Annotated in this window: 23 protein-coding genes and 2 pseudogenes; 12 read left to right on the plus strand and 13 right to left on the minus strand. The window is 72.7% G+C overall.

What is annotated here, in order from left to right:
* Positions 1–296, plus strand: a pseudogene (locus tag ACFQ46_RS11430) (methyl-accepting chemotaxis protein); the annotation flags it as partial.
* A 236-nt stretch (positions 297–532) separates the two neighbouring features.
* Positions 533–1,216 carry a transcriptional repressor LexA gene (lexA, locus tag ACFQ46_RS11435; RefSeq protein WP_380259826.1) on the plus strand — a complete coding sequence of 228 codons (684 nt, stop codon included), beginning with the start codon at positions 533–535 and terminating at the stop codon, positions 1,214–1,216.
* Here the strand turns inward: lexA and ACFQ46_RS11440 are convergent.
* The 3 genes from ACFQ46_RS11440 to hflX all read right to left on the minus strand — a co-directional run bounded on the left by ACFQ46_RS11440 (position 1,191) and on the right by hflX (position 5,631).
* The gene (locus tag ACFQ46_RS11440) at positions 1,191–1,874 is read right to left on the minus strand and encodes an aspartate/glutamate racemase family protein (RefSeq protein ID WP_380259617.1); all 684 of its coding nucleotides are present in this window, start codon (positions 1,872–1,874) and stop codon (positions 1,191–1,193) included. The two genes, lexA and ACFQ46_RS11440, sit on opposite strands and share 26 nt — an antisense overlap.
* A 31-nt stretch (positions 1,875–1,905) precedes the next feature.
* Positions 1,906–3,981, minus strand: coding sequence for an ATP-dependent DNA helicase (locus ACFQ46_RS11445; RefSeq protein ID WP_380259618.1), 2,076 nt, complete (start codon positions 3,979–3,981; stop codon positions 1,906–1,908).
* A 96-nt stretch (positions 3,982–4,077) separates the two neighbouring features.
* Complete coding sequence (gene hflX / locus ACFQ46_RS11450; protein WP_380259619.1) at positions 4,078–5,631, minus strand: GTPase HflX; 1,554 nt, start codon at positions 5,629–5,631, stop codon at positions 4,078–4,080.
* 107 nt (positions 5,632–5,738) lie between these two features.
* Here hflX and ACFQ46_RS11455 point away from each other — a divergent pair, with 107 nt between their 5' ends.
* Complete coding sequence (locus tag ACFQ46_RS11455; RefSeq protein ID WP_380259620.1) at positions 5,739–6,347, plus strand: class I SAM-dependent methyltransferase; 609 nt, start codon at positions 5,739–5,741, stop codon at positions 6,345–6,347.
* Here ACFQ46_RS11455 and dapF read toward each other — a convergent pair.
* Both dapF and miaA read right to left on the minus strand, forming a co-directional pair.
* The gene (gene dapF, locus ACFQ46_RS11460; RefSeq protein ID WP_380259621.1) at positions 6,331–7,254 is read right to left on the minus strand and encodes a diaminopimelate epimerase; all 924 of its coding nucleotides are present in this window, start codon (positions 7,252–7,254) and stop codon (positions 6,331–6,333) included. The two genes, ACFQ46_RS11455 and dapF, sit on opposite strands and share 17 nt — an antisense overlap.
* Positions 7,251–8,204 carry a tRNA (adenosine(37)-N6)-dimethylallyltransferase MiaA gene (gene miaA / locus ACFQ46_RS11465; protein WP_380259622.1) on the minus strand — a complete coding sequence of 318 codons (954 nt, stop codon included), beginning with the start codon at positions 8,202–8,204 and terminating at the stop codon, positions 7,251–7,253. Before miaA ends, dapF begins: the two co-directional genes overlap by 4 nt.
* 27 nt (positions 8,205–8,231) lie before the next feature.
* On the opposite strand from miaA, the gene ACFQ46_RS11470 reads away from it, so the two are divergent.
* Entirely contained in the window at positions 8,232–8,561 is a 330-nt protein-coding gene (locus ACFQ46_RS11470; protein WP_380259623.1) for an antitoxin, read from the plus strand.
* A 138-nt stretch (positions 8,562–8,699) separates the two neighbouring features.
* Here the strand turns inward: ACFQ46_RS11470 and miaB are convergent, their stop codons facing one another.
* Positions 8,700–10,199: a tRNA (N6-isopentenyl adenosine(37)-C2)-methylthiotransferase MiaB gene (miaB, locus tag ACFQ46_RS11475; RefSeq protein ID WP_380259624.1), complete on the minus strand. Its 1,500-nt coding sequence runs from the start codon at positions 10,197–10,199 to the stop codon at positions 8,700–8,702.
* Positions 10,200–10,329: 130 nt separating this feature from the next.
* On the opposite strand from miaB, the gene ACFQ46_RS11480 reads away from it, so the two are divergent.
* From ACFQ46_RS11480 to ACFQ46_RS11495, 4 genes are read left to right on the plus strand one after another with little or no spacing between them, the layout of a single operon-like run.
* Complete coding sequence (locus ACFQ46_RS11480; protein ID WP_380259625.1) at positions 10,330–11,115, plus strand: amino acid ABC transporter ATP-binding protein; 786 nt, start codon at positions 10,330–10,332, stop codon at positions 11,113–11,115.
* 29 nt (positions 11,116–11,144) lie between these two features.
* Complete coding sequence (locus tag ACFQ46_RS11485) at positions 11,145–12,050, plus strand: glutamate ABC transporter substrate-binding protein (RefSeq protein WP_380259626.1); 906 nt, start codon at positions 11,145–11,147, stop codon at positions 12,048–12,050.
* 28 nt (positions 12,051–12,078) lie between these two features.
* Positions 12,079–12,729, plus strand: coding sequence for an amino acid ABC transporter permease (locus ACFQ46_RS11490; protein ID WP_380259627.1), 651 nt, complete (start codon positions 12,079–12,081; stop codon positions 12,727–12,729).
* The gene (locus ACFQ46_RS11495; RefSeq protein WP_380259628.1) at positions 12,726–13,613 is read left to right on the plus strand and encodes an amino acid ABC transporter permease; all 888 of its coding nucleotides are present in this window, start codon (positions 12,726–12,728) and stop codon (positions 13,611–13,613) included. Before ACFQ46_RS11490 ends, ACFQ46_RS11495 begins: the two co-directional genes overlap by 4 nt.
* 60 nt (positions 13,614–13,673) lie before the next feature.
* Here ACFQ46_RS11495 and ACFQ46_RS11500 read toward each other — a convergent pair whose 3' ends face one another.
* From ACFQ46_RS11500 to recA, 3 genes are read right to left on the minus strand one after another with little or no spacing between them, the layout of a single operon-like run.
* Complete coding sequence (locus ACFQ46_RS11500) at positions 13,674–13,967, minus strand: antibiotic biosynthesis monooxygenase family protein (RefSeq protein ID WP_328291980.1); 294 nt, start codon at positions 13,965–13,967, stop codon at positions 13,674–13,676.
* A gap of 10 nt (positions 13,968–13,977) precedes the next feature.
* On the minus strand, positions 13,978–14,499 hold the full coding sequence (locus ACFQ46_RS11505) for a regulatory protein RecX (RefSeq protein ID WP_380259827.1): 522 nt from the start codon (positions 14,497–14,499) through the stop codon (positions 13,978–13,980).
* Complete coding sequence (gene recA, locus ACFQ46_RS11510; RefSeq protein WP_380259629.1) at positions 14,496–15,548, minus strand: recombinase RecA; 1,053 nt, start codon at positions 15,546–15,548, stop codon at positions 14,496–14,498. Before recA ends, ACFQ46_RS11505 begins: the two co-directional genes overlap by 4 nt.
* 1,190 nt (positions 15,549–16,738) lie before the next feature.
* Between recA and ACFQ46_RS11515 the strand changes: the two genes are divergently transcribed.
* Positions 16,739–17,725, plus strand: a complete 987-nt coding sequence (locus ACFQ46_RS11515) for an SMP-30/gluconolactonase/LRE family protein (protein ID WP_380259828.1) — start codon at positions 16,739–16,741, stop codon at positions 17,723–17,725.
* The gene (locus tag ACFQ46_RS11520; protein ID WP_380259630.1) at positions 17,722–18,243 is read left to right on the plus strand and encodes a DinB family protein; all 522 of its coding nucleotides are present in this window, start codon (positions 17,722–17,724) and stop codon (positions 18,241–18,243) included. The genes ACFQ46_RS11515 and ACFQ46_RS11520 overlap by 4 nt, the downstream gene beginning before the upstream one ends.
* A gap of 1 nt (position 18,244) precedes the next feature.
* Here the strand turns inward: ACFQ46_RS11520 and ACFQ46_RS11525 are convergent, their stop codons facing one another.
* The gene (locus ACFQ46_RS11525; protein WP_380259631.1) at positions 18,245–18,472 is read right to left on the minus strand and encodes a DUF3046 domain-containing protein; all 228 of its coding nucleotides are present in this window, start codon (positions 18,470–18,472) and stop codon (positions 18,245–18,247) included.
* A gap of 55 nt (positions 18,473–18,527) precedes the next feature.
* On the opposite strand from ACFQ46_RS11525, the gene ACFQ46_RS11530 reads away from it, so the two are divergent.
* A complete protein-coding gene (locus ACFQ46_RS11530; protein ID WP_380259632.1) occupies positions 18,528–23,279 on the plus strand; it encodes an ATP-dependent helicase in 4,752 nt (1,583 codons plus the stop codon).
* A 3-nt stretch (positions 23,280–23,282) separates the two neighbouring features.
* A complete protein-coding gene (locus ACFQ46_RS11535) occupies positions 23,283–24,170 on the plus strand; it encodes a DNA-formamidopyrimidine glycosylase family protein (protein ID WP_380259633.1) in 888 nt (295 codons plus the stop codon).
* Between the two features lie 262 nt (positions 24,171–24,432).
* Here ACFQ46_RS11535 and ACFQ46_RS11540 read toward each other — a convergent pair.
* The 3 genes and pseudogenes from ACFQ46_RS11540 to pgsA all read right to left on the minus strand — a co-directional run.
* Positions 24,433–24,666, minus strand: a pseudogene (locus ACFQ46_RS11540) (helix-turn-helix domain-containing protein); the annotation flags it as partial.
* Positions 24,667–24,784: 118 nt separating this feature from the next.
* Positions 24,785–25,282, minus strand: a complete 498-nt coding sequence (locus ACFQ46_RS11545) for a CinA family protein (protein ID WP_380259634.1) — start codon at positions 25,280–25,282, stop codon at positions 24,785–24,787.
* Positions 25,279–25,866: a CDP-diacylglycerol--glycerol-3-phosphate 3-phosphatidyltransferase gene (gene pgsA, locus ACFQ46_RS11550; RefSeq protein ID WP_380259635.1), complete on the minus strand. Its 588-nt coding sequence runs from the start codon at positions 25,864–25,866 to the stop codon at positions 25,279–25,281. The genes ACFQ46_RS11545 and pgsA overlap by 4 nt, the downstream gene beginning before the upstream one ends.

Consider the following 25,866-nt stretch of genomic DNA (forward strand, 5'->3'; position numbering starts at 1 on the left):
CGGCGGAGGCGGCTTCGGCGATCGCGGAGATCACCGAGGTCATCGCCCGCATCGACGGGTTGCAGGCCACGATCGCCGCGGCGGTGGAGGAGCAGTCGGCGACGACGTCGGAGATGGTGCGCAACGTCACCGAGGTGTCTTCGGGGAGTCAGGAGATCGCGTTGAACATCTCCGGCATCGCCGCTGCGGCGGATCAGACCACGGCGGGGGCGACCCACACGGCCACCACCGCCGGAGAGGTCTCGCGCACCGCCAACGAACTCAGCGAGCTCGTCAGCCACTTCACCCTCGCCTGATCCACCCCCCCTCCGGACCCACCGGCGCCGTCCCGCACCCCGCGGGGCGGCGTCGTCCGGTGGTGCCCTCGACACGCCGGTTCGAACACGTGTTTGATCCTCGCCCCCCGGGTGACTACCGTGACGTGGATCGGACCCCAGGACGGGGCCCGGTCGTACGACTCACGCGGAACGACAGGGAGAGTGACGTGGCCGACGTGCTGGACGGATCCGGCGACACCGGACAGGTGGCGCCGATGGCCTCGGTCCACCACTTCCCCGACGGTCCCTACGGCCGCGACGGACTCACCCACCGCCAGCGTCGGGTGCTCGCCGCCATCCAGGAGTGCGTCGAGCAGCGGGGTTACCCGCCGAGCATGCGAGAGATCGGTCAGGCCGTCGGCCTCACCAGCCCCAGCAGCGTCGCGCACCAGGTGAAGACCCTCGAGAAGCTGGGCTACCTGCGCAAGGACCCGCGCCGTCCGCGGACCCTCGAGGTCGTCTCGCCGGCGTCGGCCCGCGGCACCATCGACGGGTTCGAGGCCACCGCGGCCGACGGCCGCCCGCGTCCGCGCTACGTCCCGGTCGTCGGCCGGATCGCCGCCGGTGGCCCGATCCTCGCCGAGGAACTGGTGGAGGACGTCTTCGCGCTCCCCGCGCAGCTCGTCGGCGCCGGTGAGCACTTCATGCTCAAGGTGGTCGGGGAGTCGATGATCGACGCCGCCATCTGCGACGGCGACTGGGTGGTCGTGCGCCAGCAGCCGACGGCCGAGAACGGCGACGTCGTGGCCGCCATGATCGACGGCGAGGCAACGGTGAAGGTGCTGCAGCGCAAGGACGGTCACGTCCAGCTGATGCCCCGCAACCCCCTCTTCGCCCCGATCGACGGCGACGAGGCGACGATCCTCGGCAAGGTCACGGCCGTGCTGCGAAGCCTCTGAGCGAGGTCACCAGTTCGACGGCCGCCTCGATCGCCAACCGGGGCGAGGTGAGGACCGGCACGTGCAGGTCGCGCAGCAACGGCGCCGCGTCGACCATGCTCGCCTGGGCCAGGACGACGACGTCCACGGGCGGGTCGAGCGCCCGCACCTGGGTCCGGACGGCCTCCGCGACCCCGGTCGTGTAGGTCAGGACGTCGCCGGACTCGAAGGACGAGAAGGTGTCCGGGCAGCGGACCTCGATCAGCTGCACGGCCCGACCGGTGGTCTCCGCGCACTCGCGCAGCAGCGGCAACACGGTCGCCGCGGCCTCGTCCAGCGAGCTCACGACCGCGATCCGCCGCCCGGCCAGGACGGCGGCCTCGGCCATCGGGCGGTCGACCCGGACGACGCGCAGACCCATCTCGGCACCGACGGCCTTGGCCGTGGGGCCGACGGTCGAGCAGGTGCAGACGACGACGTCCGCGCCCTCCCCCACCAGTCGGCGCAGCCGGTCGGCCAAGGCCGGACGGACGCTGTCGATCCCGCGGTCCCGCGCCGTGGTGAGCAGGCCCGTGTCGACGAGGTGACGGTCGGCGACGGTGTCGTCCCGCTCGTTCAGGAGATCGCGGAAGGCGCGCACGTGGGCGTGCGCGGTGTGCAGGAAGCCGACGGTGGCCACCTCACGAGCATGCCACCCCGGACGCACGGCGTCAGCCACCGCTACCCAGACGCCGCAACGCCTCCAGCACGGTGGGGGTCGAGGTGGTGGACCAGAAGTCGGGCAGGCTGTCGCGCAGGAACCCGCCGTAGCGGGCCGTCGCGAGCCGCGAGTCGAGCACCGCGACGACACCGCGGTCACCGGTGGCCCGGATCAACCGCCCCGCCCCCTGGGCGAGGCGCACCGCGGCGTGGGCCGCCGAGACGGACACGAACCCGTTGCCGCCGGCCGCGTCGACGGCCCGCGCGCGGGCCGACATCAGCGGGTCGTCGGGTCGGGGGAAGGGGATGCGGTCGATGACGACGAGGGAACAGCTGGGTCCCGGCACGTCGACGCCCTGCCACAACGACATCGTCCCGAACAGCGAGGTCGCGGGATCGTCGGTGAAGTCCCGGACGAGCTTGGGCAACCGGTCGTCGCCCTGGCAGAGGATCGGGGTCCCCAGTCGCTTGCGCAGCGCCTCGGCGGCCTCCTCGGCTCCCTTGCGGCTGGAGAACAGCCCGAGGGTCCGTCCCCCGGCCGCCTCGACCAGCGCGGCGAGCTCGTCGTAGACGGCGTCGGTGGAACCCGCCCGGCCCGGCGGCGGCAGGTGCCGGGCGACGTAGAGGATCCCCTGCTTCGGGTAGTCGAAGGGGCTGCCCACGTCGACCCCCGTCCACGGCGTCTTCGAGCCCTTCTCCCCCTTGAGGCCGAAGGCACCCGCGACGGGGTCGAAGGAGCCACCGAGGGTCAACGTCGCCGAGGTCGCGACGACGGTGCGTTCGGCGAACAGCTTCTCCCGCAGCAGACCCGCCACCGACAGGGGCGCGATGTGCAGGGACGGCGCACGGGAGGCCGGGCCGAAACCCGCGGTCACCCAGGCGACGTCGTAGCTGTCCTGGGCGCCCCGGCCGACGTCCTCCGCGAGGCGCTCGGCGACGGAGAACACGTCCTGGACCGCCGCCCGGGCCAGGTGACGCGCCCCGCGGGACTCGGCGTCCTCCTCCTTGCCCTGCCCCTCGGAGGCGTCCTTGAGGTCGCTCAGCGCGGTCCGGGCCGCGTCCCGGACCGCGACGACGGCGTCGGCGAGCTGGTCCGGCCAGCGGTCCAGGCGCCCGGGGGGCGCGTCCTCGAGGGCGGCCTCGAGGGCGATCGCCGCGTCGTCGAGGTGTTCCGAGACGATCCCGGCGGACCGGCGCAGCCGACGCGAGGCCGCGTGCAGCACCGAGGCGGACAGTTCCGCCGTCGCGACCGCCGTCACCCGGTCGGCCAGCTCGTGGGCCTCGTCGACGACGAGGACGTCGTGCTCGGGCAGCAGCTGGCCCCCGCTCTCGAGGGCGTCGATGGCCGTCATGGCGTGGTTGGTGACGACGACGTCGACGGTGCGCGCGCGGGCCCGGACCCGTTCGGAGAAGCACTCGGCCGCAACGGGGCAGCGCTGGGACCCCAGGCACTCGCGGGCGGAGACCGAGACCTGCTTCCAGGCCCGGTCGCTGACCCCGGGGTCGAGCTCGTCGCGGTCGCCGCTCGTGGTGGTCTCCGCCCACTCGCGCAACCGGACGACCTCGCGGCCCAGCCGGCCGTCAGCTCCGGCGGAGGAGTCGGTGGTGGGCGCGGCGATGTCGAAGAGCGCGCCCTCGTCGGTGGGGAAGCCGCCGTCGATCTTGTTGCGGCAGAGGTAGTTGGACCGCCCCTTGAGGAGCTCCCAGGTGGGTTCGCGGTGCAGTTGCGGGGCGATCGCCGCGGCCAGGCGCGGCAGGTCGCGTTCCACGACCTGGGCCTGCAGGGCGAGCGTGGCCGTCGTGATGACCACGCGGCGGTCGGCGTGCACGGCGTGCGCGACGGCGGGCACGAGGTAGGCCATCGACTTGCCGGTACCGGTGCCGGCCTGGACGAGCAGGTGGCGCCGGGTGCGGATCGCGTCGGTGACCGCCTGGGCCATCCGCGCCTGCCCCTCGCGGCGCTGACCGCCGAGGGCGTCGACGACGACGTCGAGCAGGTGGGCGGCTTCGGGACCCTCGACCTCGGTGGTGGCGTCGGTGGTGGTCTCGGCGCCGGTCTCGGTGGGGGTGTCGGTCGAAGCGCTCACGGGACCATCCTCCCCCGAGCCGGACCGGGTGAGGGTCACCGTCCACAGCGCGTCGCGGTGGCGACGCGCTGTGGACGGTGCGGTGTCACACCGCGGCTAGGCGGTGCGGGACAGCTTGTACTGCTCGAGCTCGGCCGCGAGTCGCGGCCGCACCCGGGCCAGCAACCGGGTCCCCTCGGCGGTGTGCTCCTCGGAGAGCACCTGGCCGGTGGTGTGGACCCGGTTGACCAGCTCACCGCGGTCGTAGGGCACGACCACGTTCATCTCCACGTCGGGCACCGGCAGCATCGAGGAGACGCGGGCGAGGAGCTCCTCGATCCCCTCCCCGGTGCGCGCCGAGACCGCGATGGAGTTCTTCTCCTTGCGCAGCAGGCGCTGCAGGACCTCGGGGTCGGCCACGTCGGCCTTGTTGATCGCGACGAGCTCCGGGACGTCCTGCGCGTTCACGTCCGCCAGGACGCTGCGCACGGCGGCGAGCTGGCCCTCCGGGTCCGGGTGCGACCCGTCGACGACGTGCAGCACGAGGTCGGACTCCGCCACCTCCTCCAGCGTCGAGCGGAAGGCCTCGACGAGCTGGTGCGGCAGCGAACGGACGAACCCGACGGTGTCGGCCAGCGTGTACGGCCGCCCCTCGGGCGTCTGGGCCCGCCGGACCGTGGGGTCCAGCGTCGCGAACAGGGCGTTCTCGACGAGGACACCCGCTCCCGTGAGCCGGTTCAGCAGCGAGGACTTCCCCGCGTTGGTGTAGCCGGCGATGGACACCGACGGCACCGCACGGGCGTGGCGCAGCGAGCGCTTCTCGTCGCGCGCCGTCCCCATGCCCTTGATCTCGCGGCGCAGCTTGGCCATCCGGTTGCGGATGCGGCGACGGTCCAGCTCGATCTTCGTCTCACCGGGACCACGGGAACCGATCCCCGCACCACCGGCGACCCGACCACCGGCCTGGCGCGACATCGACTCACCCCAACCGCGCAGGCGCGGGAGCAGGTACTCGAGCTGGGCGAGCTCGACCTGCGCCTTGCCCTCCCGGCTCTTGGCGTGCTGGGCGAAGATGTCGAGGATGACGGCCGTCCGGTCGACGACCTTCACCTTGACGATGTCCTCGAGACCACGACGCTGCGAGGCGGACAGCTCACCGTCGCAGATGACGGTGTCGGCCCCCTCCGCGGCGACGAGGTCGGCGAGCGCCGCGGCCTTGCCGGAGCCGAGGTAGGTCGCGACGTCGGGGGTGGCCCGGCGCTGCATGACGCCCGCGAGGACGTCGGACCCGGCGGTGGCGGCGAGGGCGGAGAGTTCCTGCAGCGAGACCTCGGCCTCGGCCCGGTTGGAGTCCGCGCTGGACCAGACGCCCGCGAGGACGACCCGTTCCAGGCGCAGCTGCCGGTACTCGACCTCGGTGACGTCGGTGAGTTCGGTGGAGAGACCCGCGGCCCGGCGCAGGGCCCGGCGGTCGGCGAGGTCGAGCTGCTCGCCGTCGAAGCTGGAGTGCTCGTCCGTCTCCTCCGCCGGCGCGTCCCCGTTGTCACCGCCAGGGCCGTCGTGTCCCCGCAGGATCCGGGCGATGGCCCGGTCGAACTCGCGGTCGCGTTCGCTGGTGGTGTCTTCGGGTTCCGCGGACTCCGGTGTCGCGGAAGCGGGACGGTTGTTCATGGACCTCCTCGGTCGTTGCGTCGTGGTGCGCCACGTCGGGTGACGCACCCAGCGTGACATTCAACGGTGCGAGCGGCGAGGGTATTTCAGCCCGTACCCTCTCGGGCGTGTCCCCCGAGCACTACTTCTCCGCCCAGCCCGCGACCGCCGACGAACGGCGTGAGCTCGACGTGTGGCTGGCCGGGCGCGAGCTGAGCGTCACCACGGCGCGCGGGGTGTTCAGCGCGGACCACGTCGATCAGGGCACGTCCGTCCTGCTGCCGCTGATCGAGGACGACGACGCCCCCGGGGACGTCCTCGACCTCGGCTGCGGGTGGGGCCCGATCGCGCTGTCGCTGGCCCTGCAGCGCCCCCACCAGGTGGTGCACGCCGTGGACGTCAACGAGCGGGCCCTGGACCTGGTGCGGCTCAACGCGTCGCACCTCGGGGTGACGGTGCGGGCGAGCCTGCCCGACGACGTCGACCCGGACCTGCGGTTCACCGAGATCTGGTCGAACCCGCCGATCCGCGTCGGCAAGGAGGCGCTGCACGAGCTGCTGCTGCGCTGGTTGCCGCGCCTGGCCCCCGGTGGTGTCGCGCACCTGGTGGTGCAGAAGAACCTCGGCTCGGACTCGCTGCACGCGTGGCTGGAGTCCGGGGTGCTGCCCGGGACGAGCACGACCCGCACGACGACGTCGAAGGGGTTCCGCGTCCTGTCCGTCAGGCCGTCAGGCTGAGGGAGAGCACGCCGGTCGCGACGAGCTCGGCCGGTCCGGACAGCCAGACCGTGCCGCCGGTGAGGGTGGAGTCGGCGCCGACGGTGACGACGAGCGTTCCGCCCGGGACGTCGACGCGCCACACCGCGGGCGCCCCCTCGCCGGCCCAGGCCCGGACGGCGAGCGCCGCCGCGCAGGCGCCAGTGCCGCAGGAGCGGGTCTCCCCCGAGCCGCGTTCGTGCACGCGCATGGTGATCTCGGCGATGTCGGGCACGTCGTCGCCGGTGATGTCGAACGCGGTGAGCGGGACCACGAGTTCGACGTTGGTGCCCTGCGCCGGGACGGGCTCCACCACGGGGGCCGAGGTGAGGTCGGCGGCGGCGAGCTCGTCCTGCTCGGCGAGCGCGACGACGGTGTGCGGGTTGCCGAGGTCCACGGAGAGCGCGGGACGGGCGACCCCGTCGAGGCCGGCGATGTGGACGAGGGCGTCGGCACCGCGGTTCAGCGCCCGTTCGCCACCGGTCAGCTTCCAGGCGCCCATGTCGGCGGTCCACTGGCCGTCGAGCTCACGGCGCAGCCGCTTCACCCCCGCCCGGGTCGCGACGTCGAACCAGCGTCCGTCGCCCGCGTCGGCCGGCAGCAGACCGTTCTGCAGCAGGAACTCCGCGAAGACGCGGATCCCGTTGCCGCACATCTCCGCGATCGAGCCGTCGCTGTTGCGGTAGTCCATGAACCACGCGGCCGCCCCGGAGGGGTCGCGGACGGCCCGGATCAGGCCGTCGGCACCGATCCCGGCGCGGCGGTCGCAGATCGCGGCGACGAGGGCGGGGCTCGGGTCCCACGAACCGTCGGGGTCGGCGACCAGGACGAAGTCGTTCTCGGTGCCGTGGCCCTTGGTGAAGGCCAGTCCCTCTCGCGGTTCGCTCACGCGGGCGATGCTACGGGGAGCAGCTGCAGCACCCGGCGGGCGAGGTCGCCCGGGTCGGCCCCGTCGGGGGCCTCCAGCCAGTGCACCCGGGGGTCGCGACGGAACCAGGACTCCTGCTTGCGGGCGAAGCGGCGGGTGAGTCGTGCCGTGAGCTCGCGGGCCTCGTCCTCGGTGGTCTTCCCGTCGAAGGCGTCGAGGACCTGCGCGTAGCCCAGCGCCCGGCCGGCGGTCAGTCCCTCCCGCAACCCCCGCCCCTCCAGCGCGCGGACCTCCTCGACGAGTCCGGCGGCCCACATCCGCTCGACGCGGGCGTCGATGCGGGCGTCGAGCTGCTCCCGCGGGACGGCGAGGCCGATCTGGAGGGCGGGTTCGAGGTAGGTCTGCTCGGGCAGGGACGCGGCGAAGGGCCGGCCGGTGATCTCGCCGACCTCCAGTGCCCGCACGATCCGTCGGCCGTTGCCGGGCAGGATCTTCGCCGCGGCGTCGGGGTCGCGGTCGGCGAGGTGGGCGTGCAGGGTGTGCGGGCCGAGGGCCTCGAGCTCGGCCTCCCAGCGGGCGCGGACGACAGGGTCGGTGCCGGGGAAGCGCAGGTCGTCCAGGGCGGCCCGGACGTAGAGGCCGGAGCCGCCGACGAGCACGGGGACGTGACCGCGGTCGCGGACCTGCGCGAAGGTGTCCCGCGCCTGCCCCTGGTACGTCGCGACCTCAGCGGTCTGGGTGACGTCGAGGACGTCGAGCAGGTGGTGGCGCACACCCTGCATCTCGGCCCCGGTGAGCTTCGCGGTACCGATGTCCATCCCGCGGTAGAGCTGCATGGCGTCGGCGTTGACGACCTCCCCGCCGCCCTCCCCGCCGCCCTCGAGGAGCTGGGCCAGCGCGACCCCGACGTCGGACTTGCCCGAGGCGGTGGGACCGGTGATCGCGATCAGGGGAACGTTCGACTGGCCCACGCGGTCATGGTGTCAGAGGGTGGGTGGATGGGAACCATGGACTTCCTCAAGGGCAAGATCACCGAGGCCACCGAGCAGGCCAAGGACGTCGCCGAACAGGCGCTCCACAAGGCCGGCGGGTTCGCGGCCGAGCACTCGGGCAAGGCCGAGGGGGCCATCGGCAAGGCCGGTGAGTTCGTGAACGCCCGGACCGACGGCAAGTACGCCGACAAGGTCGGCAAGGTCAGCGACCTCGCGCGCAAGGGGGTCGACCGGGCCGCCGACCAGGCGCCGCCGTCGTCGCTGCCGGGCGGCGGCACCCCGATGAGCGGGGGGACGAGCTCGGTCGGGACCCCGATGACCGGGCCCGTGCGATGACCATCCCCACCCCGCCGCTGCCCACGCCGACCCCGCCGAGCCCGGTCCCGCAGCCGGGCGCGCCGGGGGAACCGATCCCGGACCCGGCACCGATGCCGCTGCCCGAACCGGAACCCTCGGCCCCGCCGGCGAAGTAGCTCAGTGCACCCGCAGGCTGGGAAGCCCCAGGCTGACCGGCCGCGGACCCGTCTCCTCGGGTTCCGGCCGGGCCTGGCGGGACTCCCACGCGTCCCCCGCCCGGGTGCGGCGGACGGCGAAACCACGCAGCTCGTCGGCCTCGAGGTAGTGCGGGGCACCGCGCGTGACGGTGACCGTCGCGACGTCGCCCGGTCGTGGTGCCTGCGTCCCCTCCGGCAGCGCGAAGTGCACGAGGCGGTTGTCCGGGGCGCGACCCGAGAGCCGTTGCGTCGCAGCGTCCTTGCGACCCTCACCCTCGGCGACGAGGACCTCGAGGGTGCGTCCCGCCTGGGCCTGGTTGTCCTCGTAGGTGATCCGGTCCTGCAGCGCGGTGAGGCGTTCGTAACGTTCCTGCACGACCTTCTTGGGGATCTGGTCACCCATCGTCGCGGCCGGGGTCCCCGGTCGCGGCGAGTACTGGAAGGTGAAGGCGCTGGAGAAGCGGGCCTGCTCGACGACGTGCAGCGTCTGCTCGAAGTCCTCCTCCGTCTCCCCCGGGAACCCGACGATGATGTCGGTGGTGATCGCGGCGTCGGGGATCTTGGCCCGGACCCCGTCGATGATCCCGAGGAAGCGGGACTGGCGGTAGGACCGGCGCATCGCCTTGAGCACGCGGTCGGAACCGGACTGCAGCGGCATGTGCAGGCTCGGCATGACGTTCGGCGTCTCCGCCATCGCGTCGATCACGTCGTCGGTGAAGCTCGAGGGGTGCGGGCTGGTGAACCGGACCCGCTCCAGGCCCTCGATCCCGCCCGTGGCGCGCAGCAGCTTGCCGAAGGCGAGCTTGTCGCCGAACTCGACGCCGTAGGTGTTCACGTTCTGACCCAGGAGGGTGACCTCGAGGACGCCTTCACCGACGAGGGCCTCGATCTCGGCGAGGACGTCGCCGGGGCGGCGGTCCTTCTCCTTGCCGCGCAGGGCCGGGACGATGCAGAAGGTGCAGGTGTTGTTGCAGCCCACCGAGATGCTGACCCAGGCCGCGTAGGGCGACTCGCGCCGGGTGGGCAGCGTGGAGGGGAAGACGTCGAGGGACTCCAGGATCTCGACCTGGGCCTCGGCGTTGTGGCGGGCCCGCTCCAGCAGCACCGGCAGCGCGCCGACGTTGTGGGTGCCGAAGACGACGTCGACCCAGGGCGCCTTGCGGACGATCTCGCCGCGGTCCTTCTGCGCCAGGCAGCCGCCGACCGCGATCTGCATCCCCGGGCGACGTTCCTTCACCGGGGCGAGGTGGCCGAGGTTGCCGTAGAGCTTGTTGTCCGCGTTCTCGCGCACCGCGCAGGTGTTGAAGACGACGACGTCGGGCTCGACCGGTGCAGCGCCGGCCTCGTCGAAGCGCACGTAGCCGGCGTCCTCCAGCAGCCCCGACAACCGCTCCGAGTCGTGGACGTTCATCTGACAGCCGAACGTGCGCACCTGGTACGTGCGGGCGGGGCTGGGCTGGGTTTCCGTCGTCGTGCTCATCACGCCTCAGTCTAGGTCTCCGTCCAGGTGACGCGTGGCGCGTCGACCGGGGTCACTTTCGGATCACGATGTCGCCGCCGCGGTGCGGGATCTGTGGGCAGACTGCGCGCCTCCTGTACGGTCCAGCGGCATGAGTGACCACGCGCAGGCCCCTCAACCGTCACCGCGCCCGTCCGGACGCCGCCCTCTCGTCGTCCTCGAGGGGGTGCAGAAGCACTTCGGCGCCCTGCACGTGCTGAAGAGCATCGACCTGACGGTCGCCGAGGGCGAGGTCGTCGTGGTCATCGGACCCTCCGGGTCCGGCAAGTCGACGCTGTGCCGCACGATCAACCGGCTCGAGACCGTCGACTCCGGCCGCATCACCATCGACGGCAAGGACATCCCGGCCGAGGGGAAGGACCTCGCCCGGCTGCGCGCGGACGTCGGGATGGTCTTCCAGTCCTTCAACCTCTTCGCCCACAAGACGGTGAAGGAGAACGTGACCCTCGGACCGGTGAAGGTGCGGGGGAAGTCCGCCGCCGAGGCGGGCAAGCGCGCCGACGAACTCCTCGAGCGGGTTGGCCTGGCCAGCCAGGGCCCGAAGTACCCGGCCCAGCTGTCCGGTGGCCAGCAGCAGCGCGTGGCGATCGCCCGCGCCCTGGCCATGGACCCCAAGGTCATGCTCTTCGACGAACCCACCTCGGCGCTCGACCCCGAGATGATCAACGAGGTCCTCGACGTCATGACCGGTCTGGCCAAGGACGGCATGACCATGGTCGTGGTGACCCACGAGATGGGTTTCGCCCGTCGGGCCGCGGACCGCGTGGTCTTCATGGCCGACGGCGCGATCCTCGAGGACACCGACCCCGAGACGTTCTTCACCGCGCCGAAGCACGAACGCGCCCAAGACTTCCTCTCGAAGATCCTCACCCACTGATGAGCACCACACACCAGGAGGCACCACCCATGAGGAACTTCCGCACCGCAGCCCTCGCCGGCGTGGCGACCACCCTGCTCGCGCTCACCGCCTGCGGAGGCGGTGGCGAACTCTCCGAGGAGGGGGCCGCCGACCAGCCCACGGCCGAGGCCAGCGCCAGCTTCGAGGCCGGCACCAAGATGGCCACGATCTCCGAGGCCGGGAAGATCAAGATCGGGACGAAGTTCGACCAGCCCGGTTTCGGCCTGGCGAACCTGGAGAACGTCCCCGAGGGTTTCGACGTCGACGTGGCCGAGCACATCGCCGCCAAGCTCGGGATCGCCCCGGACGCCATCACCTGGGTCCCCTCCCCCAGCGCCCAGCGCGAGGACCTGATCGCCAACGGCGAGGTCGACCTGGTCGTCGCGACGTACACGATCAACGACAAGCGCAAGGAACGCATCACCTTCGCGGGGCCGTACTACGTCGCGGGCCAGCAGATCATGGTGGCCAAGGACAACTCCACCATCACCGGTCCGGAGTCGCTCAAGGCCAACCCCGACCAGAAGATCTGCTCGGTCACCGGTTCGACGCCGGCCGAGAACATCCGTCAGTACCTGGCCGACCCGAGCCAGCTCGTCGAGTTCGCCGGTTACAGCGACTGCGCCGACCAGCTGAAGAACGGCCAGGTCGCGGCGGTCACGACGGACAACGTCATCCTCACCGGCCTGGTGGCCAAGTCCGACGACGCGTTCAAGCTCGTCGGGGAGCAGTTCACCGAGGAGCCCTACGGCATCGGCATCACCAAGGGCGACACCGCGTTCTGCGAGTTCATCAACGAGACGCTGAGCGAGATGTCCGAGTCCGGTGACTACGAGAAGGCCTGGAACGCGACGGCCGGGAAGTACGAGGGCACCGAGGTGCCGACCCTGCCCACCGCCGACGCCTGCGTCTGATCCTCGACACTCCCGGAGGGCGGTCCCCGTGGACCCCGTGATCGACAACCTCGATCTGTACGCCGCAGGGTTCCTCAGGTCCCTGGGCCTGGCCGCGTGGGCCGCGCTCGGCGCCCTCGTCCTGGGCACCGTGCTGGCCGTGTTCCGGGTGAGCCCGGTCCCCGTCCTGCGCGGCGTCGGCGCCACCTACGTGACGCTGCTGCGGAACACCCCGCTGGTCATCGTGCTGTTCTTCTTCGTGTTCGGGGTCCCCGCGCTGGGCATCAACGCCTCGAACTACACGCTCGCGGTCTGCGGTCTCATCGTCTACACCGCGTCGTTCGTCTGCGAGGCCGTCCGGTCGGGGATCTCCACCGTGCCGACCGGGCAGGCCGAGGCGGCCCGGGCCATCGGACTCCCGTTCGGCCTGAGCCTGACCCAGATCATCCTCCCGCAGGCGATGCGGGCGGTGGTCCCCCCGGTCGGCAACGTCATCATCGCGATGATCAAGAACTCCGCCGTCGCCGGCGCGATGGGCGTCGGCGGCGACCTGTTCAGCGTCTACGCCCGGCTCTCCAGCGCGCAGGGTCTGGCCCGGCTGCCCGTCATCACCGGGATGGCCATCGGCTACCTCGTCCTGACCCTGGCCGCCGCCCTGCTGCTGGCGATCGCCGAGCGACGCATGGCGGTGGCCCGGTGAGCGCCCCGACCGCGGTCCTCTTCGACACCCCCGGGCCGGTCGCGCGTCGCCGGACCCGGATCGGCAGCATCGTGGCGGGGGTCCTGCTGCTCGCGACGATCGCGCTGGTCCTGGTCCGGATGCAGCAGCAGGGGCAGCTCACCCCGGAGAAGTGGGGTCCGCTGGTCGACCCCACGAACACGGACTTCGCCCCGGTCTGGCGACTGCTGCTCCCCGCCTGGGGCGTGACCCTGCGGGTCGCGGCCGTGGCCGTCGTCGCCTCCATCGTCCTGGGCCTCGTGATCGGGGCGCTGCGGTTGCTGCTGCCCCGGGGCCCCCGCATCCCGCTGATCGCCGTGATCGAACTGCTGCGCGGGTTGCCCGTCGTGGTGACGATCCTCTACGTCGACATCCTGCTGCGGACCCTGAACGTCCACCCCGGCTCGTTCTGGGTCCTGGTCGTCGGGCTCACGCTGTACAACTGCGTGATCATCTCCGAGATCGTCCGGGCCGGGATCCAATCCCTCCCCCGGGGTCAGGTGGAGGCGGGGCTGGCCATCGGCCTGACCCGCGGCCAGGTCATGACGCAGATCCAGCTGCCGCAGGGCGTCCGGGCCATGCTGCCGGCGCTGATCAGCCAGCTCATCGTCGTGCTCAAGGACACCGCCCTCGGCAGCGTGGTCCTCGTCTCCCTGGGCGACGTCGGGGAGATCGCGGGACGACTGCGACAGGTCCTGGACAACTCGATCCAGACCTACTTCGTCGTCGGGCTGATGTTCGTCGTCGTCAACCTCCTGCTGGACCTGTTGGCCCGCCGGGTGCAACGACGGCTGTCCACGGGGCGCCGCACGGCGGCGACGGTGGAGATCGCCCAGGGACGTCAGGCTACGGGAGCCGCGTTCTGAGGACCCGGGAACGACGAAGGCCCGTCCCCACCCGGGGACGGGCCTTCGTGGTGTCTGCCGTCAGATGTCGTCGCGCACGGTGTACAGCGTGAGCTTGCGGTCCGCGACGATCGTCCCGAGCCGGGACGCACCCTCAGGGGTCTGCCGGAACGCGCGGTAGGCGTTGTCGTTCTCGACGGACTCCCAGCGCTCAACGATGGAGACGTGGGTCTCGTCGGCGTCATCGATGAGGACCTCGCAACCGAGGTTGCCCTCGAAGGCGCGGGTGGCCTCGAGGGTCTCGGTGAGGATGGCGGGAGCGTCGGCGACGTTCTCGGCCTTGATGGTCAGTTCCAGGATGGCGATGGTGGTCACGCGCCGGAGGCTACGCCTCGCCCTGGATCTCCTCACGCACGACCCGCACCACGACGTCCGAGGGGAAACCCCGCCGCGCCAGCATCCCGTACAGACGGCGTTCCCGGACTGCCCGTTCCAGCCCGCGCATCGCGCCCGCCTTGCGCTGCACCAGAGCCCGAGCGGCCTCGACCTGAGACGCGTCGTCCACGGCCTCGAGGGCCCCGGCCGCGGTCTCGTCGTCGACGCCCTTCATCCGCAGTTCCTGGGCCAGGGCTCGACGGCCCCGTCCACTGCTGCGGGAGTGCACCCAGCCCTCAGCGAAGGTCTTGTCGTCGACGAGACCGACCTCCTCGAAGCGGTCGAGCACCTCGAGCGCGACCTCGGCCGGGACCTCCTTCGCCGCGAGCTTCTCGGCGAGCTGGGCCCGGCTGCGCGGTGCCCCCGTCAGTTGCTGCAGGGCGATGGTGCGGGCGACCTCGTGCGGGTCGGCCTCCCGGTCCGGGTTCTCGTCCGGACCGGGGGGGACCTGTTCTCGGGACCGACGGCTCAGAAGTCGACCTTCTCCTCGACGGCGGCCGCGTCCTCGGCGGGCGCGTCCATGCGGGCGCCGATGCCGAGCTTCTCCTTGATGCGCTTCTCGATCTCGTCACCGAGGTCGGGGTTGTCGCGCAGGAAGGCGCGGGCGTTCTCCTTGCCCTGGCCGAGCTGGTCGCCCTCGTAGGTGTACCAGGCCCCGGACTTGCGCACGAACCCGTGCTCGACACCGAGGTCGATGAGGCCACCCTCGCGGGAGATGCCGAGGCCGTAGATGATGTCGAACTCGGCCTGCTTGAACGGCGGGCTGACCTTGTTCTTCACGACCTTGACGCGGGTGCGGTTGCCGACGGCGTTCGTCCCGTCCTTCAGCGTCTCGATGCGGCGCACGTCGAGGCGGATCGAGGCGTAGAACTTCAGCGCCTTGCCGCCCGTCGTCGTCTCGGGCGAGCCGAACATGACGCCGATCTTCTCGCGCAGCTGGTTGATGAAGATCGCGGTGGTGCCGGAGTGGTTCAGCGCACCGGTGATCTTGCGCAGCGCCTGCGACATCAGGCGGGCCTGCAGGCCGACGTGGCTGTCACCCATCTCGCCCTCGATCTCGGCCTTCGGCACGAGGGCCGCGACGGAGTCGATGACGATGATGTCGAGGGCGCCGGAGCGGATCAGCATGTCCGCGATCTCCAGCGCCTGCTCACCGGTGTCCGGCTGGGAGACCAGCAGCGCGTCGGTGTCGACGCCCAGCTTGGCCGCGTAGTCCGGGTCGAGGGCGTGCTCGGCGTCGATGAAGGCGGCGATGCCGCCGGCCTTCTGGGCGCTGGCGACGGCGTGCAGGGCGACGGTCGTCTTGCCCGACGATTCCGGGCCGTAGATCTCGACGACGCGCCCGCGGGGCAGACCGCCGATGCCGAGCGCCACGTCCAGGGCGATGGAGCCGGTCGGGATGACCTCGATCGGGGGCCGGACGTCGTCGCCCAGCCGCATGACCGAGCCCTTGCCGAAGTTCTTGTCGATCGCGGCGAGGGCGGCATCGAGGGCCTTCTCGCGGTCCGCAGGAGCGGGCATGTCTCCACCTTGTGGTCTGGGTTCCAACTGACTCGGGGAACGCTAGGACAGACCTCCGACACGACCCCCGAACGACGAGGAGGACTGTGGACGGAGGAGCCTGACGAGCCCCCTGTGGACACGTCGATGCTATCCGTACAGGTGTTCGATCCCAACTCGACGAGACCTCGGCGTGTCGGGGTGCGTCTGCCCAGAGGCCTGGAGGTGCGCGGGTGATCGCCGTGTCGGAGGTGCTCCGCAACCACGCCTCCGCCGCCGGCGCCGGGGACTGGCTGGAGGCCCTCCCGGAGCTGCTCGCCCAGCTGGAACGTCAGTGGGGCGTCACCGTCGGCCGCCCGTTCACCGGGGCCACCGAGGCCTACGTCGCGGAAGCGACCACCACCGACGGGCGACCGGTCGTGCTCAAGGTCCTCCTCCCCCTCGGGGAGAGCGAGGCCCGCCACGAGATCGGCGTGCTCCGCCTGGCCGGGGGCCGGGGGATGGTCGCCCTGCTGCGCGACGACCCCGCCGCGGGGGCGCTGCTGCTGCCGCGACTGGGCCCACCGCTGCACGCACTGGGTCTGCCCACCGCGACCCGCCACGACGTCCTCTGCGACACCGCGGCCCGGGTCTGGCGTCCGGCGCCGGGGTCCGGGCTCCCGACCGGCGCCGACCGCGCCCGCCGGCTCACCACGTCGATCACCACGGCGTGGGAAGCCCTCGGACGGCCCTGCTCGGAGCAGGCGCTCGACCACGCCCTCCGCTGCGCGCGCCGGCGCGAGGCGGCCCACGACGACGAGCGGGCCGTGCTGGTCCACGGCGACGTGCACCAGCTGAACGCGCTCCAGGACGGCCGACGGTTCACCCTCGTCGACCCCGACGGCCTGCTGGCCGAACCCGAGTGCGACCTCGGGACGGTGATGCGGGGCGATCCCGTCGACCTGCTGCACGGGGATCCGCACGAACGGGCCCGGCGCCTCGCGGCCCGGACCGGCCTGGACCCCACGGCCGTCTGGGAGTGGGGGGTGGTCGAGCGGGTGGCGAGCGGCCTGCACTGCACCGCGCTCGAACTGCAGCCGCTGGGACGCCAGACCCTGCTGGCCGCCGAGGCCGCCACCCAGCACGACCGGACGACAGGCGGTCTCCGGAGCGGGTCCGCCGGGTCCCACGCCGGTCCGGCTCCGCGAGACGGGATCACTAGGCTGCCGCTCGTGACGCAGACGTCTCCCACGATCCTCGACCCGCGCGGCGCCGACCTCGTCCCCGCGGGCGCCACCCTCGAACGCCTCGGCACGGGCAGCACGTGGGCCGAGGGCCCCGTCTGGCTGCCGGGCGAGAACGCTCTCCTCTTCAGCGACATCCCCGGTGACCGGATCATGCGCTGGGACGAGAGCGCCGGCACCGAGACCTCGGGAGGGGGCGGCCTCACCGTCCACCGGGAGGGCGTCGAGTTCACCAACGGCCGCACCCTCGACCGCGAGGGGCGGGTCGTCGCGTGCTCGCACGGCCGCCGGGCGATGGAACGCACCGAGCCCGACGGCACCACCACGATCCTGGTGGACCGCTTCGGGGACAAGCGGTTCAACTCCCCCAACGACGTCGTCGTCGCCTCCGACGGGGCGGTCTGGTTCACCGACCCGCCCTACGGGATCACCGTGGCCGTCGAGGGCCACGAGGGGTTCCGGGAGTACGGCGACAACTTCGTCTTCCGCTTCGACCCGGCGACCGGGGACCTGCGGGTCGTCGTGACCGACGTCGAGGAACCCAACGGGCTCGCCTTCTCCCCCGACGAGTCGCTGCTCTACGTCGCCGACACCTCTGCGGCCCCCACCCCCGGCAACGGCGACCACCGCCTCATCCGGGTCTACGACGTGCTCACCGGGATCACGGGTGGCCGCGGCCCGCAGGCCGTTCCCGGCGGACCCGTGGTGAAGAACGGCCGCGTGTTCGTCGAGGTCGACCGCGGTCTGGCCGACGGGTTCCGGGTCGACACCGCGGGGAACGTCTGGACCTCCAACGGTGACGCCGTGACGGTCTTCGCCCCCGACGGCACCCGGCTGCTGGAGGTCGTCGTCGGCGAGGTCGTGGCCAACGTCTGCTTCGGCGGGGCCGACGGCACCGACCTCTTCGTCGCGGCCTCGACCAGCGCCTACCGGCTGCGGACCAACGCCGTCGGCGCCGGGCTGTGGTGGCTGTGACGTACACGGCACCGCCCGCTCCGGAACGCGTCGAACCGCCGGAGATCGGCGACGAGCGCGCCACCGTCGAGGGGTTCCTGGAGTACCACCGCACCACCTTCGCCCGGAAGCTGGAGGGCCTCACCGCGGAGCAGCTGCGCCGCCGCGCCGTGGAGCCGTCGTCGCTCTCGCTGCTCGGGCTGGCCCGTCACCTCGCCGAGGTGGAGCGCACCTGGTGGCGCGACCGGGTCGCCGGCGAGGACGTGACCCCGGTGACGTACTCCGACGACAACCCCGACGGCGACTTCGACGACGTGGGCACCGCGGACCCCGAGGCGGACCTCGCCTGGCTCCTCGAGGAGCAGGACCACGCGCGGCGGATCCTCGCGCAACGCTCGCTCGAGGACGTGTGGGAGCACCCGGGACGGCCCGACAAGACCGTGCGCTGGGTGCTGACCCACGTGCTGGAGGAGTACGCCCGCCACAACGGCCACGCCGACCTCCTGCGCGAGCGGATCGACGGCTCCGTCGGCGAATGAGTCAGGTGCGGCGCTTGGTGCGGCGGTCCCGCCCCAGGCGGCGCTCCTGCGGGACGTCGAGGGCGTCGCAGAGGGCCAGCCAGATCTCCTTGGGCTCGACCCCGGCGTCCAGCGCCTCCTTCGCGGTGCGGTCCTCGAGCACCAGCAGGTGGTGGTCGGCCGCCAGCGAACGGCCGTAGGCGGCCCCGAACTCGTCCTCCACCAGGATCCAGAACTCGCTGACTCGCATGGGCGACAGGGTGCCATGAGGGGCACGTGTCGGAGGTGGGTGGTCGAATGACGAGATGAGCCCGGAGCAGCACCACGACCTCACCCCCGACGAGGTGCTGGGCCGTTTCTCCGAGGCGACCCGGGCCTGGTTCACCGGTGCGTTCGCCGCGCCGACACCGGCCCAGCTCGGGGCCTGGGACGCCGTGAGCCGCGGGCAGCACGCCCTCGTCGTCGCCCCCACCGGATCGGGCAAGACGCTGTCCGCCTTCCTCTGGGCCCTCGACGGTCTCGCCGCCGAGGCCGTCCCGGAGGACAAGGACCACCGCTGCCGCGTCCTCTACATCTCGCCGTTGAAGGCACTGGCCGTCGACGTGGAACGCAACCTGCGCTCCCCGCTGACCGGCATCCGGCAGGCCGCCCAACGCCTCGGCCTGCCCGTGCCCGACGTGCGGGTCGGGGTCCGGTCCGGGGACACGCCGGCCGAGGAACGCCGCGGGTTCACCCGCACGCCCCCGGACGTCCTCATCACGACCCCGGAGTCGCTGTTCCTGCTGCTGACCTCGAAGGCGCGCGAACAGCTGCGCGGGGTCCGCACCGTCGTGCTCGACGAGGTCCACGCGATGGCGGGATCCAAACGCGGTGCCCACCTGGCGATCTCGCTGGAACGTCTCGACGCCCTCGTCACCGCGGCCGGCGGGGAACCCACCCAGCGGGTCGGGTTGTCGGCGACGGTCCGCCCGGTCCAGGCGGTGGCCGAGTGGGTCTCCGGCGGCCGCCCGGTCACGATCGTCCAACCCCCCTCGACGAAGGAGTTCGACCTCAAGGTCGTCGTCCCCGTCGAGGACATGAGCCAGCTCGACGCCTCCGGTCGCGGTGCGGAGGACCCGGACGACCTCAGCGGCCAGGCCGCGGGGAACCCCCGCCGGGCCAGCATCTGGCCGCACGTCGAGGAACGCATCGTCGACCTCGTCGCGGGGCACCGCTCCACGCTGGTGTTCGCGAACTCGCGCCGGTTGTCCGAGCGCCTCACCGCCCGCCTCAACGAGATCTGGGACGAACGCCTGAACCCCGAGGAGGCCGAGGGGGCCACTCCGGTGGGCGTCCCCCCGGCCGAACTCATGGGCCAGGCCGGGCAGAGCGCCGGCGCCCCCGCGATCCTCGCCCGCGCCCACCACGGCTCGGTGTCGAAGGAACAGCGTTCCCTCATCGAGGAGGACCTCAAGGCGGGCCGCCTCCCCGCCGTGGTCGCCACCTCCAGCCTCGAGCTCGGCATCGACATGGGCGCCGTCGACCTCGTCGTGCAGGTGGAGTCCCCGCCCAGCGTGGCCAGCGGTCTGCAACGCGTGGGCCGCGCCGGTCACCAGGTCGGCGCGGTCTCGCGCGGGGTCCTGTTCCCCAAGTACCGCGGGGACCTGCTGCAGACCGCCGTGGTCGTCGAACGGATGCGCGACGGGCGGATCGAGGAACTGCACGTCCCCTCCAACCCGCTCGACGTCCTCGCCCAGCAGATCGTCGCGATGGTCGCGATGGACGAGTGGACCGTCCCCGACCTCCTCGCCCTGGCCCAGCGGGCCGCACCGTTCGCGACGTTGTCCCGCGCCGTGCTGGACGCCGTCCTGGACATGCTGTCCGGCCGCTACCCCAGCGACGAGTTCGCCGAGCTCCGACCCCGGCTGGTGTGGGACCGCGTGACCGAGACCCTCACGGGACGCCCCGGGGCGCAACGGCTCGCGGTCACCAGCGGCGGGACGATCCCCGACCGCGGGTTGTTCGCGGTGTTCCTGGCCACCGGCGAGGGCCCGGGGCGCCGGGTCGGGGAACTCGACGAGGAGATGGTCTACGAGTCCCGCGTCGGCGACGTCATCACCCTCGGCTCCTCGGCCTGGCGGGTCGAGGACATCACCCACGACCGCGTCCTGGTCACCCCCGCCCCCGGACAGCCGGGCCGGCTCCCGTTCTGGCACGGCGAGGCCCTGGGCCGCCCCGCGGAACTCGGGCGGGCCCTCGGCGAGTTCGTCCGCGAACTCGGCGCGCTGGACGGCGGGTTCGCCGGTGAACCCGCGAAGGACCGCGTGAAGGCCGCCGGCCTCGACGACTGGGCCACCGGCAACCTGCTCGCCTACCTGGGCGAGCAGCTCGAGGCGACCCGCCACGTCCCCGACGACCAGACGATCGTGGTGGAACGCTTCCGCGACGAGCTCGGGGACTGGCGGATCTGCATCCACTCCCCCTTCGGCGGTCAGGTCCACTCCCCCTGGGCGCTGGCGCTGGGCGCGCGGATGCGCGAGCGGTTCGGCGTCGACGTGCAGGCCATGCCCGCCGACGACGGGATCGTGCTGCGTCTGCCCGATCTCGACCTCCCCGACGGTCAGGCTCCCGACGTCGCCGACCTGGTGGCGCTGGAGGCGAACGAGGTCGCGGAACTCGTGACGGCCGAGATCGGTGGCTCGGCGTTGTTCGCCTCCCGGTTCCGGGAGTGCGCGGCCCGCGCGCTGCTGCTGCCCCGGCGCCAACCGGGCAAGCGCCAGCCGCTGTGGCAGCAGCGGCAGCGCGCCGCGTCGCTGCTGCAGGTCGCGAGCCGGTTCCCGAGCTTCCCGATCGTCCTGGAGACGGTGCGGGAGTGCCTGTCCGACGTCTTCGACGTCACGGGCCTGGAACGCCTCATGACCGACCTCGCGGCCCGCAGGGTCCGCGTCGTCGAGGTCGAGTCGAGCCAGCCCTCGCCCTTCGCCCGCGGCCTGATGTTCGGCTACGTCGCGCAGTTCCTCTACGAGGGCGACTCGCCGCTGGCGGAACGCCGCGCCGCGGCGCTCGCCCTCGACCCGAGCCTGCTCGCGGAACTGCTGGGCCGGGGCGAGGGCGCCGCGTTGCGCGACCTGCTCGACCCGGAGGCCGTGCAGCGCACCGAGGACGAACTGCAACGCCTCGTCCCCGAACGACGGTGTTCCGACGCCGAGGACGTGGCCGACCTGCTCCGCGTCCTGGGTCCGCTGACGACGGCCGAGGTGGTCGAACGCAGCGGGCGCGCCGAACCCGGGACCGAAGAACCGGTGGTGCTGCCCGACGGCGAGGTGGCCCGCTGGCTGGTCGCCCTCGAGGACGCCCGCCGGCTGATCCGGGTCCGGATCGCCGGCGAGGAGCACTGGGCCGTCATCGAGGACTCCGGCCGGTTGCGCGACGGGCTGGGCACCCCGCTGCCGGTGGGGATCCCCGAGGCCTTCACCGAACCCGTCGCCGACCCGTTGGCGGAGTTGTTCGGGCGGTTCGCCCGCACCCGCGGGCCGTTCACCGTGCTCGACGCGGCCGCGCGCTTCGGCGTGGGTCGGGCCGTGGCGCACGACGCGTTGCGCCGGTTGCAGACCAGCGGCCGCGTCGTCGAGGGCGAACTCCGCCCCGGGGGAACCGGTCTGGAGTTCTGCGACGCCGACGTCCTGCGCATCCTGCGCCGACGCTCGCTGGCCGCGTTGCGGGCCGACGTCGAACCCGTCCCGCCGCGCGACCTCGCCCGGTTCCTCCCGGCCTGGCAGGGCGTCAGCACCGGTCTGCGCTCCCGCCTGCGCGGGGTCGACGGTGTGCTGCGGGCCGTGGAGCAGCTCGCCGGTGCCGTGGTGCCCGCGAGCGCCGTGGAGCCGCTGGTGCTCTCGGCCCGGGTCGAGGGCTACCGGCCGGCGATGCTGGACGAGCTGACCGCGGCGGGTGAGGTGGTGTGGTCCGGTCACGGCAGCCTGCCCGGTGACGACGGCTGGGTGTCGCTGCACCCGGCGGACCTGGCGCCGTTGACGTTGCCGGACCCGGAGGACTCCGAGATCGAGGTCGACACCGAGGTGCACCGCGCGGTGCTGGAGGCGTTGGCCGGCGGTGGCGCGTACTTCTTCCGCGCGCTCTCGGACGCGGTGGGCTCCACCGACGACCCGGGTCTGACGAGTGCGCTGTGGGACCTGGTGTGGGCGGGACGGTTGACCAACGACACCCTGGCCCCGTTGCGGAACCGGCTCGCGGGGAAGGGGGCCCACAAGCCCCGGGCGACCGCGCCCCGCTCCCGCTACGCCCGCCCCGCACGGGGGCTGCGCGGGACCCGTGTGGAACTCCCCTCGCGCAGCGGGCCGCCCTCGGCCGCCGGCCGGTGGTCGCTGCTGCCGGAGATCGAGGCCGACGCGACGGTCCGCGCGCACGCCAGCGCCGAGGTGCTGCTGGACCGGCACGGGGTGCTGACCCGCGGCGCCGTCGCGAGCGAACGGGTCCCGGGGGGCTTCTCCGCGGTGTACCGGGTGCTGGCGGCGTTCGAGGAGGCCGGCCGGGCCCGGCGCGGGTACTTCGTCGAGGGTCTGGGTGCCTCCCAGTTCGCCACGACGGGTGCGGTGGACCGGTTGCGGGACAGCGCCCGTCCCGTCGGGGGGTCGAGCCCGTCCCAGCGTCGCGACGCGCGCAAGGACGTGGGGCCGGGGGCCGTCGTGCTGGCGGCGACGGACCCGGCGAACCCCTACGGGGCGGCGCTGCCGTGGCCGGAACGTCCGGAGGTCACCGCGGGCGTCACGGGGCACCGTCCGGGGCGGAAGGCAGGTGCGCTGGTCGTCGTCGTGGACGGTGACCTCGTCCTCTACGTCGAGCGGGGTGGTCGCTCGGTGCTGTCCTGGACCCAGGAGCTCGAGGCGTTGCAGCCCGCGGCGGACGCGCTGGCGTTGTCGGTGCGCGAGGGGGTCCTGGGGAAGTTGACGGTGGAGAAGGCCGACGGCAGCGGAGTGCTGGCCGCGGACTCCCCGCTGGGGGCCGCGCTGGAGTCGGCCGGGTTCCACGCGACCCCCCGCGGGTTGCGGATCAGGACGTGACCCGTGCCCGAGGGTGACGTCGTCTGGCGCACGGCCCGGCGCCTGCACCGGGCGCTGGCCGGGCGTGAACTCCTGGCCAGCGACCTGCGGTGGCCGAGCCTGGCGACGGTGGACCTGTCGGGTCGGCGGGTGCGAGAGGTCGCGAGCGCCGGGAAGCACATCCTGACGCGGGTGGAGGCCGGTGGTGACGACCCGCCCGTGACCCTGCACAGCCACCTGCGGATGGAGGGTTCCTGGTACGTCGAACGGACCGGTGACCCGGGCGGTCGGCGCTCGGCGTCGGGGATCCGGGCGGTGCTGACCACGTCGGAGTGGACGGCGGTCGGGCACAAGCTGGGGATGCTCGACCTGGTCCCGAGCGACCAGGAGGACGACCTCGTCGGTCACCTCGGTCCGGACCTGCTGGGGCCGGGCTGGGACGCCGCCGAGGCGGAACGCCGCTTGCTGGAGCGCCCCGACCGGGAAGTCGGCGCGGCACTGCTCGACCAGCGCGTCCTCGCGGGGGTCGGGACGTTCTACCTGGCCGAGGCCTGCTTCCTGGCGCGGGTGACCCCGTGGTCGCCGGTGTCCGCGCTGGAGGACCCCACGCAGTTCGTCGCGCTCGTGCACCGGCTGCTGGACCTCAACAAGGACCGCGCGGACCAGGTGACGACGGGTGACCTGCGCCGGGGCAGGCAGAACTTCGCGCACGCCCGTTCCGGGTTGCCGTGCCTGCGGTGCGCGGGAACCGTCCGGGTCGCCCCCATCGGCACCCCGCCGCAGGACCGCACGGCCTTCTACTGCCCGGGCTGCCAGCGCGGGCCGGCCCCGACGGACGACGGCCGACCGCAGCGCCCGTTGGGGAGCTCCGGCCGGCCGGGGTCGGCGCGCACGTACCGCACGCGTCGCTAGATCAGGCGGCGCTGACCAGACGTCGGCGCAGGATGAGTTCGAGCTCGTCGGGCAGGCCTTCGAGCTCGACGGCGAACTCGCTGCCGGACTCCTCGGTCAGTCCGCCGAGGGCGGAGTCGAGGGCGTGGTCGACGAGGGTGTCCAGCTCGCTGTCCTCGACCGGCGCGTCGGGGACGGCCTCGACGACGGGGACGGTCGGCTCGACCGCGGGGGTGGGCACGATGCCTTCGGCGGCGTAGCGGCGGGCGACCGTGGAGACGCCCTCCTCGCGGGCGATGCGACGGGTGACCTCGCCGAGCAGCTGCGAGAGCGGCACGTCGAGGGCGGTGCAGATGGAGGCCAGGAGCTCGCTGGAGGCTTCCTTCTGACCGCGTTCGACCTCGCTCAGGTAGCCCAGCGACACCCGGGCGGTGGAGGACACCTCACGCAAGGTCCGCTGCTGACCGCGCCGTTCGTCACGCAGAACATCACCGATCGTCCGGCGGAGCACGACCATGCGGCGGCCTCCCTCAGGGAGTCGAACTGGCGCGAGGTGGCTGCCAGTAGTGGAGTCACTACCGTACCCCGCCCGGGGCTTGAGGGTCGTGGTGGGAGCAGAGTTGCGCACGTCAGACTCAACTCCCGACGGGACGCGTGTGTTCCGCGAGGGCCGAGAGGATCTCGTCCAGCGCCGCGGCCACCACTCCCGCCCGCACCGCCGGCCGGTCCCCGGGGACCAGCAGCCGCACGTGCCGGGCACCACCCTCGATCCAGTCCGCGGCGATGCCCACGAAGGCCGTCCCGGCCGGGAACCCGTCCGCCGGGCCCGGACCGGCGACCCCGGTGGTGGCGATCCCGACGGCGGCCCGCAGGCGCGAGCGCGCCCCGCGGGCCATCTCCTCGGCCACGAAGCCGTCGACGGGCCCGGTGCGCGCGAGGGCGGCCGCGTCCACCCCGAGGACCTGCGCCTTCAGCTCGGTCGCGTAGGCCACGACCCCGCCGCGCACGACCGCGGAGGCCCCGGGGACGTCCACGAGCGTCGCGCAGAGCAACCCACCGGTGAGCGACTCGGCGGTGGCGATCGTCGTGCCGGCCGCGATCAGCGCGGCGACCACCTCGGGCGCGGAGGTCACCGGCGCAGCAGCTTCGCCCCGGCCACGAAGTAGGCCCAGGCGCTCCAGAGGGTCAGCACGACCGCGACCCCCATGACCGCGGTGCACAACGGGTCCCACGCGGCGGGCAGGGGCAGCACGAAGAGGCCCACGGCGATGGTCTGGACCACCGTCTTGATCTTGCCGCCCCGGGCGGCGGGGATGACCCCGCGCCGGATGACGATGAAGCGCAGCAGGGTGACCAGCAGTTCGCGGGCCAGGACGACCACGGTCATCCACCACCAGAGCCGGCCCTGCAGCGACAGGACGATCAGCCCGGCGCCGATGAGCGCCTTGTCGGCGATGGGGTCGGCGATCTTGCCGAAGTCGCTCACCACCTCCCAGCGACGGGCCAGGTGCCCGTCGTAGCGGTCGGTGATGCTGGCGGCGACGAAGACGGCCAGCGCCGCGGCGCGCCAGCGCCAGTCGGTGCCCCCGTCCATCGCCAGGAACCAGACGAAGACGGGGACGAAGACGATGCGCAGGACGGTCAGGGCGTTCGGCAGGTGCATCTTGTGCCACCCGTGGGAAGAACCGACCTGCCCCTCGACGCTCGTCTTGCTCAT

The organism is Kineococcus sp. GCM10028916, assembly GCF_042674865.1.
Lineage (GTDB): Bacteria > Actinomycetota > Actinomycetes > Actinomycetales > Kineococcaceae > Kineococcus.